The 11,825-nt window shown below is 57.4% G+C and carries 11 protein-coding genes; 6 read left to right on the plus strand and 5 right to left on the minus strand.

Annotated features, from left to right (window positions below; translation table 11 throughout):
- Window positions 1-6: 6 nt before the first annotated feature.
- Window positions 7-849, plus strand: coding sequence for a bifunctional helix-turn-helix domain-containing protein/methylated-DNA--[protein]-cysteine S-methyltransferase (locus ACP15L_RS15530; protein ID WP_425084874.1), 843 nt, complete (start codon window positions 7-9; stop codon window positions 847-849).
- Window positions 850-1,026: 177 nt separating this feature from the next.
- Window positions 1,027-1,461 (plus strand): glyoxalase superfamily protein, encoded by a 435-nt coding sequence (locus tag ACP15L_RS15535; protein WP_170643663.1) that lies wholly within the window; start codon window positions 1,027-1,029, stop codon window positions 1,459-1,461.
- 55 nt (window positions 1,462-1,516) lie between these two features.
- Here the strand turns inward: ACP15L_RS15535 and ACP15L_RS15540 are convergent, their stop codons facing one another.
- Window positions 1,517-2,956: an aldehyde dehydrogenase family protein gene (locus ACP15L_RS15540; protein ID WP_425084875.1), complete on the minus strand. Its 1,440-nt coding sequence runs from the start codon at window positions 2,954-2,956 to the stop codon at window positions 1,517-1,519.
- 203 nt (window positions 2,957-3,159) lie between these two features.
- Between ACP15L_RS15540 and ACP15L_RS15545 the strand changes: the two genes are divergently transcribed.
- Window positions 3,160-3,810, plus strand: a complete 651-nt coding sequence (locus tag ACP15L_RS15545; protein ID WP_170459651.1) for a peroxiredoxin — start codon at window positions 3,160-3,162, stop codon at window positions 3,808-3,810.
- 68 nt (window positions 3,811-3,878) lie between these two features.
- Here the strand turns inward: ACP15L_RS15545 and ACP15L_RS15550 are convergent, their stop codons facing one another.
- Window positions 3,879-4,673, minus strand: a complete 795-nt coding sequence (locus ACP15L_RS15550; protein WP_425084876.1) for a glycosyltransferase family 25 protein — start codon at window positions 4,671-4,673, stop codon at window positions 3,879-3,881.
- Window positions 4,674-4,809: 136 nt separating this feature from the next.
- Here ACP15L_RS15550 and ACP15L_RS15555 point away from each other — a divergent pair, with 136 nt between their 5' ends.
- A complete protein-coding gene (locus ACP15L_RS15555) occupies window positions 4,810-5,445 on the plus strand; it encodes a DUF1326 domain-containing protein (protein ID WP_425084877.1) in 636 nt (211 codons plus the stop codon).
- Between the two features lie 3 nt (window positions 5,446-5,448).
- Here the strand turns inward: ACP15L_RS15555 and ACP15L_RS15560 are convergent, their stop codons facing one another.
- Both ACP15L_RS15560 and pnp read right to left on the minus strand, forming a co-directional pair.
- Window positions 5,449-5,838, minus strand: coding sequence for a nuclear transport factor 2 family protein (locus ACP15L_RS15560; RefSeq protein WP_425084878.1), 390 nt, complete (start codon window positions 5,836-5,838; stop codon window positions 5,449-5,451).
- Between the two features lie 87 nt (window positions 5,839-5,925).
- Window positions 5,926-8,073, minus strand: coding sequence for a polyribonucleotide nucleotidyltransferase (gene pnp, locus ACP15L_RS15565; RefSeq protein ID WP_425084879.1), 2,148 nt, complete (start codon window positions 8,071-8,073; stop codon window positions 5,926-5,928).
- A gap of 427 nt (window positions 8,074-8,500) precedes the next feature.
- On the opposite strand from pnp, the gene ACP15L_RS15570 reads away from it, so the two are divergent.
- Window positions 8,501-10,102 carry a BCCT family transporter gene (locus tag ACP15L_RS15570; RefSeq protein WP_170473108.1) on the plus strand — a complete coding sequence of 534 codons (1,602 nt, stop codon included), beginning with the start codon at window positions 8,501-8,503 and terminating at the stop codon, window positions 10,100-10,102.
- A gap of 241 nt (window positions 10,103-10,343) precedes the next feature.
- Window positions 10,344-11,357: an ATP-grasp fold amidoligase family protein gene (locus ACP15L_RS15575; RefSeq protein ID WP_425084880.1), complete on the plus strand. Its 1,014-nt coding sequence runs from the start codon at window positions 10,344-10,346 to the stop codon at window positions 11,355-11,357.
- 184 nt (window positions 11,358-11,541) lie between these two features.
- Here ACP15L_RS15575 and rpsO read toward each other — a convergent pair whose 3' ends face one another.
- The gene (gene rpsO / locus ACP15L_RS15580; protein ID WP_170379357.1) at window positions 11,542-11,811 is read right to left on the minus strand and encodes a 30S ribosomal protein S15; all 270 of its coding nucleotides are present in this window, start codon (window positions 11,809-11,811) and stop codon (window positions 11,542-11,544) included.
- Between the last annotated feature and the right edge of the window lie 14 nt (window positions 11,812-11,825).

Consider the following 11,825-nt stretch of genomic DNA (forward strand, 5'->3'; position numbering starts at 1 on the left):
AAAGCCATGAACGTCCAGACACCCGAAAGCGGATACCACTACAACGTCATGCGCCGCGCGATCGAGTTGATTGATCAGGGTGGCGAAACCCTCAGCCTTGAAGAACTGGCCAGCCAGATGGGCATGAGTCCCGCCCATTTCCAGCGCCTGTTCTCGCGCTGGACCGGGGTGTCGCCGAAACGGTACCAGCAATACCTGACGCTGGGTCATGCCAAGGCGCTGCTGCGGGAACGCTTCACCACGTTGGAGACCGCCCATAATGTCGGCCTGTCCGGCAGCGGCCGCCTGCACGACCTGTTCCTGAAATGGGAATCCATGAGCCCAGGTGAGTACGCCCGCAAAGGCGCGGGGCTGACGGTCTACTGGGGGTGGTTCGATTGTCCTTTCGGGCAAGCGTTGGTCATGGGGACCGACAAGGGCATCTGCGGCATAGCGTTTGGTGCCGAAACCGGCGAGGCCGCCGCGATGGAGGACATGACCGCGCGCTGGCCCAAGGCCAATTTCGTCGAGGATACCGAAAAGCTGCGTCCTTGGGTCGAGGCCTCCTTTGGCGCGAACCGGTCCGAGACGCCACTGCACCTGATCGGCTCACCGCTGCAGATCAAGGTGTGGGAGGCGCTGATGCATATCCCTTCGGGTCAGGTCACGACCTATTCGGAAATCGCGCAGCGGGTGGGGTCGCCTCAGGCGGTGCGCGCGGTGGGGACAGCGGTTGGGCGCAATCCGGTGAGCTGGCTGATCCCCTGTCACCGGGCCTTGCGCAAGTCGGGCGGTCTGGGCGGATACCACTGGGGTCTGCCGGTGAAGCGCGCGATGCTGGCCTATGAGGCTGCGCAGGCGGATGCCTGATTGACTCTGCAACCAAGCAGTGCCAAAGGACTAGCAAGGTTTGGGTCCCCTGCCGTTCGCGGCCTTTGGCTTCGGTGAAACCCTGAATACGAACATCTGTTGCCACTTTCACGGCGCGCGGATGGCAATGCGAACCCCGTCCAGATTTCGCGCCCGTTCAAGGAAACGAGGCACATGATGACGATACAAAGAACAATCCCACCGATAGACGAGTTGAAAGCGCAGGCCAAGCGCTTGCGTGAAGACCTACGCGCCAAAGATGTGACCCTTTCACATAGCGAGGCGTTGGAGATGCTCGCCCATCAATATGGCGTTCGGGATTGGAATACACTGCACGCCAAAGCTGGAAACCGCATGCACTTGCGTGTCGGAGATCGGGTTGAAGGGCGATATCTGGGGCAGCCGTTCTCAGCCGAAATACGCGGCATGACCCTGTTGGGTGACGGATCCAACCGCAGGGTTACCCTGCATTTTGAAACGCCAGTTGATGTGGTGCAGTTCGAGAGCTTTTCCTCGTACCGCCAACGTGTAACCGGGGTGATCGGTTGGGATGGACGCTCAACACAAAGGACGTCTGATGGGCAACCCCAGCTGGTTGTGCGTCCAGCCTAGAAAAGGGTGAGGCTCTGCCCGAGCCTCACCAATCGTCCTAGATCAGGCCACATGCCTATTCTGCTGCCCAACCGCCGACGGCTTTGATCTCAAGAAAATCCTCAAGGCCGAAGACGCCGCCTTCGCGGCCGTTGCCGGATTGCTTCATCCCGCCGAACGGAGATCCCGCGCTGCGCGACTGACCGTTCATCTCAACCATCCCGGACCGCAACACCCGCGCCATGCGGTTGGCGCGCGCGCCGTCCTGTGTCTGGACATAGTTGGTCAGGCCATAGGGCGTGTCATTGGCGATCTCGACGGCTTCTTCCTCGGTGTCGAAGGGGATCATGGTCAGGACCGGGCCGAAGATCTCCTGCCGCGCAATGGTCATCTGGTTGTTGGCATCGGCAAACACCGTCGGGCGCACATAGTAGCCCTTGTTCAGCCCCTCGGGCCGTCCGGTGCCACCTGCGACCAGCCGCGCGCCTTCATCTATACCGGCTTGGATCAGATCCTGAATCTTGGTCCACTGAAGCTCATTCACAACGGGGCCGATATGGCGGCCTTCCTCTGTGGCCGGGCCGACCGTGACAGCATTGGCCACTTCGGCTGCGGTCTCAACGGCCTTGTCATAAATCGGGCGCTGCACCAGCATCCGGCTTGGAGCGTTACAGCTTTGGCCGGTGTTGTTCATCATGTGCAGAACGCCGCGTTTCACGGCCTTCTCATCCGCATCCTCAAAGATTACGTTGGCGCCTTTGCCGCCCAGTTCCAGATGCACCTTCTTCAGTGTATCGGCAGCACTTTTCGAGATCGCAGTGCCCGCGCGGGTCGAGCCGGTGAAGCTGATCATGTCCACATCCGGATGCGCAGAGAGTTGCGAACCGACACCCACGCCATCGCCGTTCACCAGATTGAATACTCCGGGTGGGAAACCGGCCTCGTCCATCAGTTCAGCAAAGATCATCGCATTCAGGGGGCTCTGCTCCGACGGTTTCAGAACCATCGTACAGCCCGCAATCGCCGCCGCGCCGACCTTGAGGGTGATCTGGTTCATCGGCCAGTTCCACGGAGTGATTAGACCGGCGACGCCGACGGCTTCATAGATGATGCGATCATTGGCGGCGTGATCGCCCAGAGGGCGCTCGAATTCAAACTCCTTGGCGGCGCGGATGAAGTTCTTCAGGTGATAAATCCCGGCACCGGATTGAGCCGTGCGCGACATGTCGATCGGCGCGCCCATCTCAAGCGACATGGCCTGCGCCAGGTCCTCGGACCGGGTCATGTAGAGGTCGGTCAGCTTTTCGACCAGGGCGATACGCTCTTGGACCGGAGTGGCCATCCAGCCAGGCAAGGCCGCTTTGGCCGCGGCAACGGCGGCGTCAGTGTCGGCCTGAGCGCCGAGGGAGATCACCGCGCAGGGTTCCTCGGTCGAGGGGTTGATTACCTCGAAATCATTCGCCTCAGATGGAGCAACCCATTGACCGTTAATGTAGAAATCGCGTTTTTCGATCATGGCGTATCCTCCGGGCCGTGATGTCAAAGACTGGTTTTGCCGCACAGTCTGTCATTCGCTCTGAGGCGCGGCAAGGGGGTAATTTGATCAAATTTGTTTGGCGACCTCCCGGAAAAAGACTTTTGCGGAAGGTTTAACTCTGGCGCAAAGTGGTTAGGTTCACTGCATTCGACTCGGTCAGTAACCAAAGAAGGAGTTGCACCATGGGTTTGCGTATCAACGACACGGTCCCGAATTTCACCGCAGAGACGGATCAGGGCACCATTCAGTTTCACGATTGGATTGGTGACAGCTGGGCGATCCTGTTCTCGCATCCCAAGGACTTCACCCCGGTCTGCACCACCGAATTTTCGGCTGTGGCCCAGCTGAACGACGAATGGGCGGCGCGCAATACCAAGGTGATCGGTGTTTCGGTCGACGGTGTCGAGGACCACAAGAAGTGGAAGAAAGACATCGAAGCCTATGGCAAGGCCAACCCCGGTTTCCCGATCATTGCAGATGACGGGCTGGCGGTGTCCAAGGCCTTTGACATGCTGCCCGCCGAGGCCTACCTGCCCGACGGCCGCACCCCTGCGGATAGCGCCACCGTGCGTTCGGTTTTCATTATCGGACCGGACAAGCAGTTGAAGCTGTCGATGACCTATCCGATGACTGTTGGCCGGAACTTTGCTGAGATCCTGCGGGCGCTGGACGGATTGCAGATGTCGTCCAAGGGTGTTGCGACACCTGCGAACTGGGTGCCGGGTGAGGATGTAATCATCCCGCCGACCGTTTCGAACGAAGATGCCAAAGCGAAGTTTGGTGAGTTCGAGACGATCTTCCCCTATCTGCGCAAGACCAAGGCTCCGTCCTGATTTGGACCGAGTCAGGGGGGCTGTCTGCCCCCCATCGCGCCTGAGGCGCAATTCCCCCGAAGATATTTTCAGCCAGATGAAGCAGGCGGGCGCTGCGGGTGCAGGTGGAGCTGTGCCCGGTAGGCAGCGCGTTTGACTTCGCGGGTCAGTTTGTCTGAGAAGGGTGGTTTCGTCTGGATGGTCGAGCCGCCGATATCGCGGGCCACTTCGCGGTTGCCGCTGCCCAGAAGGGCATGGATTGGCTGACCGGTGATCCAGTGCATTTGCAGGAATGTATCCACTGGGCGGTCGATTTGATCGGTCGCCTTTAGGAGCCGTTTGGCGGCGTTGCGGCCGACCATCTGGCAGACGCATTGCAGGCCGATCACTTTGGGCAGGATCAGGCTTAGGCCGTCTTGCTCGGCCAGTGTGTGGGCCGCGACTTCGCGTTGTTTGACGGGGATGCGGATATAGTGATCCGGGGTGGCGACGGCGTGCAGCATATTGATTGCTTGGGCCATTTTGTCAGGATCGACGCGCAGGTCATCCTCGGTGATGATAGCCAGGTCAATCTCTTTATCCACCAGTTTTTGCCAGAGGCGCCTGTGGCTTTGGAACACGCCGATTTCTGCGGGGCGCAGGTCGAACGGGTAGTGTGGTTTGTGCAGGGTGCCGGGGTGCAGGCGGACATCTGCGATCTGGTCCTGGTCGCGCCCATTGGTCGCCTCGAACAGTTCGGCATTCGGCAGGTCGTTGCACAGCTGGTCTGCATTGGCGCGGCGGGCCGTGCTGGAAGACATATGGATGACAAAGGATCGCATGATGCGTGCATAGAACACGGGCGCGCGTGGGGAAAGAGCAACGCGAGAGAAATGGGCGCTCATTTTTGCAAGCCGAACCAGTGCGAGCGGTGTTTGCGACCGGTTCTTGAAAGGAGAGAAATATGCTAGGCTGCGATAGGCAGACGAACCAGGCATCCGCACCATCGGGCGATCACACTGTGAAACACAGGAGAAGACGATGGCTTTTACAGATTGGTATGTTGAAGGTGATGCTTTTGGGAACTGTAATTGCGGTTACGCGTGCCCTTGCCAGTTCGAGGAACTTCCAACACAGGGCAATTGCCGTGGGTTCGAAGTGCTTGAAGTCTCGAAAGGCCATTTTGGAGATACCGACTTAGCGGGTGCCAAGGCCGCTTTGATCTATGCCTGGCCGGGTCCGATCTTTGAGGGCGGCGGCGAGATGCAGGTGATCATCGATCCAAGCGCCTCAGATGCTCAGAGGGCCGCACTAGAAAAGGTCTTCCACGGGGAAGAGACCGAAGAGATGGCGACCCATTGGTTCGTCTTCCGTGCGATGTGCAAAACCGTGCATGAGACCCTGTTTCTGCCGATAGATTTCGAGATGGATATGGAGGAGCGTACGGCCAAGGTGTCCATCGGCGACGTGCTGAACTCGAACGGCCGTCCCATTGAAGCGCCGCATGGTGGTGGCCCACATCGCGTGCGGATCGACATTCCCGGCGGGATTGAATTCACTTTGGCCGAGATCGGCAGTGCCTCGACCAAGGCCGACGCGGCGATCAAGCTGGACCTGAACGACAGTTACGGGCAGTGGCATCTTATGAAGCACGGGCCGTCGGGGGTGGCGCACTAAGGATCAGGCTTCTCCAAAATCCACAAGAACCGGTGCGGTGTCGTAGATGATCCGCACCGATTGGAATCGGGTTTGATCCTCGGTCAGTTCAAACAGGTCTACGCATTCAATCGTTTCAGGGTGCCCGTTTCGGATGGTGCGGGTGTAGTTGAAATGAACCGCCATCTGCGGCGCACCGGATGTATCGGCAAAGGTGTTCTTGTGAAGGGTGGACCGGTCGCTCGTGATGTTCATAACGTTGGTATAGAAGTCACGCGCCGGTTGCTTGCCCGATATCGGAGAGGTTGCCGTCGCGTCCTCGGCAAACAGGTTCAGAATCGCGGGCAGGTCGCCGCTTTCGATGGCTTGTAGGTAAAGCCGCGCCAGTTCATCCATCTGGTCCTTGTTAGACATCGCCAACCCTCCTGCTGGTCGGCACTGTAGCACAAAAAAAGCCCCGGTGGTTTCACCGGGGCCCTAATCATTTGAAAGAGGAACAGATTACTCTGCGTCTTCTTTCTTTTCTTTCTTCTCGGGAACGATCTCTTCGCCGGTTTCCTGATCGACCACTTTCATCGACAGGCGGACCTTGCCGCGATCGTCAAAGCCCAGCAGTTTGACCTTTACTTCCTGACCTTCCTTCAGAACGTCCGACGGATGGTTCAGGCGGCGGTTTTCGATCTGGGACACGTGGACCAGGCCGTCGCGCTTGCCAAAGAAGTTCACGAAGGCACCGAAGTCGACGATCTTGACCACTTTACCGGTGTAGATCTGACCTTCTTCCGGCTCGGCCACGATCGAATAGATCATGTCATAGGCCTTCTGGATCGACTCACCATCCGGCGAGGCGATCTTGATGACGCCGTCGTCGTTGATGTCGACCTTGGCACCCGAAACCTCGACGATCTCACGGATGACCTTACCACCCGAGCCGATCACTTCGCGGATCTTGTCAGTCGGGATGTTCATGGTCTCGATGCGCGGAGCGTGGACCGAGAATTCGTTGGTCTCGGACAGGGCTTTGCCCATCTCGCTCAGGATGTGCATACGGCCATCTTTGGCCTGTGCCAGAGCGGTCTCCATGATCTCGGGCGTGATGCCCGCAACCTTGATGTCCATCTGCAGCGAGGTGATGCCGTTTTCGGTCCCCGCCACCTTGAAGTCCATGTCGCCCAGGTGGTCTTCGTCACCCAGAATGTCGGTCAGAACAGCGTAGTCACCGTCATCTTCCAGGATCAGACCCATGGCCACACCGGCAACCGGTGCTTTAAGCGGAACACCCGCGTCCATCATCGACAGCGAACCGCCGCAGACGGAAGCCATCGAGGACGAGCCGTTGGATTCAGTGATCTCCGACACCACGCGAACGGTGTAGGGGAAGTCGGTCGGCGCAGGCAGAACCGCCTGCAGCGCGCGCCATGCCAGCTTGCCGTGACCGATCTCACGACGGCCGGGCGAGCCAACGCGGCCCACTTCACCAACCGAATAGGGGGGGAAGTTATAGTGCAGCAGGAAGTTCGATTTGAAGTTGCCGTGCAGTGCGTCGATGAACTGCTCATCGTCACCGGTGCCCAGCGTGGTTACGGCCAGCGCCTGTGTCTCACCACGGGTGAACAGCGCAGAACCGTGGGTCCGCGGCAGCAGCGAGGTTTCGGCTTCGATGGCACGAACATCGGTGGTCGAACGACCGTCGATGCGCTTGCCGCCTTTGACGACGTCACCGCGCAGGATGCCAGCTTCCAGCTTTTTCATTGCCGAGCCGAGGTTCGCGTCTTCCAGCTGTTCCTCGGTCAGCGCTTCTTTGATCGCTTCACGGGCCGCGGCAACAGCGGCGGTGCGCTCTTGCTTGTCGGTGATCGCGAATGCGGCGCGCATCTGCTCTTCACCGGCTGCGGAGACAGCGGCGTACAGCTCTGAATAGTCGGGGGCGATGAACTCAAACGGCTCTTTCGCGGTTTCTTCGGCCAGATCAATGATCAGGTCGAGAACCGGCTGAATCTGCTCATGCGCAAAGTTTACCGCGCCCAGCATTTCGGCCTCGGACAGTTCGTAGGCTTCCGATTCCACCATCATCACGGCGTTTTTGGTACCGGCCACAACCAGATCCAGACGCTGTTCGGGGTTCAGGCGCAGGTCCTGCATGTCGTCCACGGTCGGGTTCAGGACGTATTCGCCATCCACGAAACCAACGCGGGCACCGGCGATCGGGCCCATGAACGGCGCGCCGGAAATGGTCAGGGCAGCGGAGGCCGCGATCATCGCAACTATGTCGGGGTCGTTGACCAGATCGTGGCTCAGCACGGTGCACATCACCAGAACTTCGTTTTTGAAGCCGTCAACGAATAGCGGGCGGATCGGACGGTCGATCAGACGCGCGGTCAGCGTCTCTTTCTCGGTCGGGCGCGCCTCGCGCTTGAAGAAGCCACCCGGAACCTTACCGGCGGCATAGTATTTCTCTTGGTAATGGACGGTCAGCGGGAAAAAGTCCTGACCGGGTTTTTGTTGCTTGGCAAAGGTCACGTTGGCCATGACGCTGGTTTCGCCCAGCGTGGCAATCACGGTGCCGTCCGCCTGACGGGCAACCTTGCCGGTTTCCAGTGTGAGCGTCTCTTCGCCCCACTGCATAGATTTCTTAGTTACATCAAACATATGCGTATCCTAGAACGGAGCACTCCCGCCCCTGCGGGTCTCCGGTTTGCATGGCGGCCCCATTGCCGCCGACCCCACTTTATCTTCCATTCGAGTGCCGGGGTCAGGGCACAACGTCTCAGATACCCGCGCGCATACATGAGAATGCGTTGAAAGGAAAGGGGAACCGCTGCGATTGGCAGAAACGTGCAGACTGGTATTTTAGGACTCTGCGGAGCGCCATTTGCGAGGCTGTGAAACGTCAGTTCCAAAGGGGTGAAAAGATTCAAAAAAATGAATGAGTTTTGAAAAAACTGTATGCAGTGTAGACTGTTACCACTGAACCCACGGTCGAAGAGACGGGAATACGCCAAGGGGGTAACATACTCATAACCGTCAGCCGGCCGACTACCTTGGCGTTTGCAGCTTGCGAGCAAAGGGGCAAAGTATGGCTCAAACCAAGAAAATGCTGGATCCGGATCCGCGGATCTACGATTTCGAAACCGAGTATGAACTAGGTCAGGACAATGTCCGGCCATTCGGTTTGGATATCCACAACCCGGTCTTCCTGATCTCGAGTATTTTGATCTTTGCGTTCGTCTTGATCGCATTGGCCAATCAAGAGGCTGCTGCCGCCTTTTTTGGCTGGCTCAGACCATGGCTCACCAGCACGTTTGACTGGTTCCTCGTCCTGTCAGTTAACGCCATCACCCTGTTCTGTCTGGTTCTGATCGTTCTGCCTGTAGGCAAAGTCAGGATCGGCGGCAAAGACGCCAAGCCTGACTATTCCTATGCCGGATGGATCGCGATGATGTTCGCCGCCGGTATTGGTATCGGTCTGCTGTTTTTCGGCGTGATGGAGCCGGTTTACTACAACTTTGCCGAAGGTGGCAACGCCCGGCCCCTGGGTATCGACATCGCAGTGCCCGGCAATGAGTATATTGGTATCGTTGGCACGATCCACCATTGGGGTCTTGAAGGCTGGGCGGTATATGCCGCCGTTGGTCTGAGCCTTGCGATCTTTGCCTACAACCTTGACCTGCCTCTGACTTTGCGCTCGGCCTTCTATCCGCTTCTGGGTGAGCGTGTTTGGGGCTGGTGGGGTCATCTCATCGACACGCTGGCGGTGTTTGCCACGCTGTTCGGTCTTACCACCTCTCTGGGTCTTGGGGCGCAGCAAGTTGCTGCTGGGTTGAATGAGGTGTTCGGCATCGAACCCAGTCCAACCGTCACCGTCCTACTGATCATCGGCATCACGCTGATCGCGCTGGGCTCGGTCCTGCTGGGTATGGATGCGGGCGTGAAACGGCTGAGTGAGATCAACATGATTATGGCCGTTGGTCTGTTCCTTTTCGTCATCATTGTCACCGGAGTGGGTACAGCCATTTCGCGGTATTTCAACGTGATGGTGGATTACGTGACCCATCTACCGGCACTCTCCAATCCATTTGGGCGAGAAGACACCAGCTATTTCCATGGCTGGACGACCTTCTACTGGGCCTGGTGGATCGCGTGGTCGCCCTTTGTGGGCATGTTCATCGCCCGCATTTCCAAGGGCCGCACGGTGCGTGAGTTCATCCTCTGTGCGCTTCTGGCCCCTACGGCGGTCTGCGCCCTGTGGATGTCGACCTTCGGCGGCGCCGCTATCGACATGCTGAACGCAGGCGGAGCCGAAGGCGTACGCGCCACTGTGATCGACAGCTATGCCCCCGAGGGCGCCCTGTTTGGGTTCCTAAAGGAACTGCCGCTCTATGGCATCATCGCGCCGATCGCCCTGATTTTGATTGTTGTGTTCTTTGTGACCTCATCGGATTCAGGTTCGTTGGTGATTGATACCATTACCGCCGGAGGCAAGATGGATGCGCCGGTGATCCAACGGGTGTTCTGGTGTACGCTCGAGGGTCTAGTGGCGATTGCTCTGCTCTTGGGCGGCGGTCTTGCGGCTCTGCAAGGCGCGGCAGTGTCGACAGGCATCCCTTTCACACTGGTGGTTCTGATGATGTGCTATTGCCTGTGGCTGGCGCTTAAATCGGAAAAAGCCAAGATGTAAGCCTCAAACCAAAGACATATTAGACGCCCGCCAAATGGCGGGCGTTTTTGCTTTGTCCGAGAGTTGTGTATTTTGCATGACTTGTGTGCCAGACTGCCTATTGGCGCCTGAAAACACACGTTGCCAAAGGTGGTCTCGGCGCTACCCGTTGTCGATTTTCTGGCAGATTCTTGTAGACTGCCTTCGCAAGAATACTCAGAAAAGCACACATCGACAGTGACACGAGATCCAGGGGAAGAGATTGGCCGCAAGAAGCAAAAGCTCAGTAGAATTGTATCAACCAAGCAGCTTCGAGCTTCGGCAAGTCGCAAAGACCAGTGTAAAAGAGATCTTCGATCGCGGGTTGTTTGGAACAAACACTGCCGCTCCGCACGGAACCCTGCGCGGAATTGATGTTCTGCCAAGACAAGTCTGCGTTCAAAAACTGTCGCGCGCGGTAAAAATCTATTTTGGCAAATATGGAAAGGTGCCAAATTTCCTAAATCCGGACGGATTCTACGAAAAACTCAGTCTTGCAAAACTATTCGCTCCGATCCCCATGCCATCAGCTGCTGACAAATTGGCCGTAGATCATTATATTCCCGAAGCGTTGGAAGCAAAGGTCAAGCCTATTCCAACCGTTTGGAGTTCACGTTTCCCAATTTCCGATGAGGCTCTCGGTGCAGCGAACCTTCCTGAAGGCAGGTACTATGCAAAGCTGAACTCTGGTGCCGGGTCCGTCAAAAAAGTCACACTTCCAATGGCAAAGGAGGATGCTACAGAACTTGAAAAACAAAGCGCAGGTTGGCTGGAGCATTCCCACGGCACCAAAGCAGGCGAGTGGTGGTATTCCCTTATCGGCAACCGGGTTTTTCTGGAGCATGATTTAAGTGATGAAGACGAGTCTCTTACGGATTGGAAGTTTCATGTCGGCGGCGGCAGGATACTCGCAATTCAATTGGATTTGGACAGACAGAGCAGACACAGACAGCTTGTTTTTGACAGGAACTTCAATTTCATAGACGAGGAGCTCTTCTTCCGTAGCGGTAGTCCGATTTCCCGGCCAACTTTCATCGGCGACATGATTGAAGTCGCGGAAGGTATCGGAAGACAGTTCGAGTTTGCGCGCGTGGATCTCTACCACAAGAATCGTCAGATATACCTTGGCGAGATTACACTTTGCCCCATGGGTGGGCTAAAGGCACCCAACTCCTTCGAGTTAAATACTTTGATGGGGCAAGCGTGGCAGTCAGCTTTCTTTGGGTCCGGACGCTAGAGCATTGGCGTCCTGCTTGGAAACCATCAAGCCAATCTGATGTCATTTGAATGGGTGGGGCAACGAGCGGTGCCGGAGCGCAAGCTCCTGCCTGGCCTTCAAATCGAAAAACGCCCGCCAAATAGCGAGCGTTTTATCTGTACGAGTTGTACGTTTTGGTTCTTGCAGTCTGTACAAAAAGCGCTTAGCGGCGGATGCCCAGCTTTTTGATCAGGTCCTGATAGCGTGCTTCTTCCTTACCCTTCAGGTAGTCCAGCAGCTTACGGCGCTGGGCGACCATTTTCAGCAGACCGCGACGACCGTGGTTGTCTTTCTTGTGGGTCTTGAAGTGCTCGGTCAGGGTGGTGATGCGCGAGGTCAGGATGGCAACCTGGACTTCAGGCGAACCGGTGTCGCCCTCTTTGGTGCCGAATTCTTTCATGACGCGTGCTTTTTCAGCGGCAGTAATCGACATCGGGGTCTCCTTCA

This window comes from Ruegeria profundi, assembly GCF_049800715.1.
Classification (GTDB): domain Bacteria; phylum Pseudomonadota; class Alphaproteobacteria; order Rhodobacterales; family Rhodobacteraceae; genus Ruegeria; species Ruegeria profundi_A.

Excerpts from the sequence above, each read along its gene's own strand:
- ACP15L_RS15545 (WP_170459651.1), top strand. The coding sequence starts at position 3,160 with ATGGGTTTGCGTATCAACGACACGGTCCCGAATTTCACCGCAGAGACG.
- ACP15L_RS15550 (WP_425084876.1), bottom strand. The coding sequence starts at position 4,673 with ATGAGCGCCCATTTCTCTCGCGTTGCTCTTTCCCCACGCGCGCCCGTG.
- pnp (WP_425084879.1), bottom strand. The coding sequence starts at position 8,073 with ATGTTTGATGTAACTAAGAAATCTATGCAGTGGGGCGAAGAGACGCTC.
- ACP15L_RS15535 (WP_170643663.1), top strand. The coding sequence starts at position 1,027 with ATGACGATACAAAGAACAATCCCACCGATAGACGAGTTGAAAGCGCAG.
- ACP15L_RS15570 (WP_170473108.1), top strand. The coding sequence starts at position 8,501 with ATGGCTCAAACCAAGAAAATGCTGGATCCGGATCCGCGGATCTACGAT.
- ACP15L_RS15560 (WP_425084878.1), bottom strand. The coding sequence starts at position 5,838 with ATGTCTAACAAGGACCAGATGGATGAACTGGCGCGGCTTTACCTACAA.
- ACP15L_RS15540 (WP_425084875.1), bottom strand. The coding sequence starts at position 2,956 with ATGATCGAAAAACGCGATTTCTACATTAACGGTCAATGGGTTGCTCCA.
- ACP15L_RS15555 (WP_425084877.1), top strand. The coding sequence starts at position 4,810 with ATGGCTTTTACAGATTGGTATGTTGAAGGTGATGCTTTTGGGAACTGT.
- rpsO (WP_170379357.1), bottom strand. The coding sequence starts at position 11,811 with ATGTCGATTACTGCCGCTGAAAAAGCACGCGTCATGAAAGAATTCGGC.
- ACP15L_RS15530 (WP_425084874.1), top strand. The coding sequence starts at position 7 with ATGAACGTCCAGACACCCGAAAGCGGATACCACTACAACGTCATGCGC.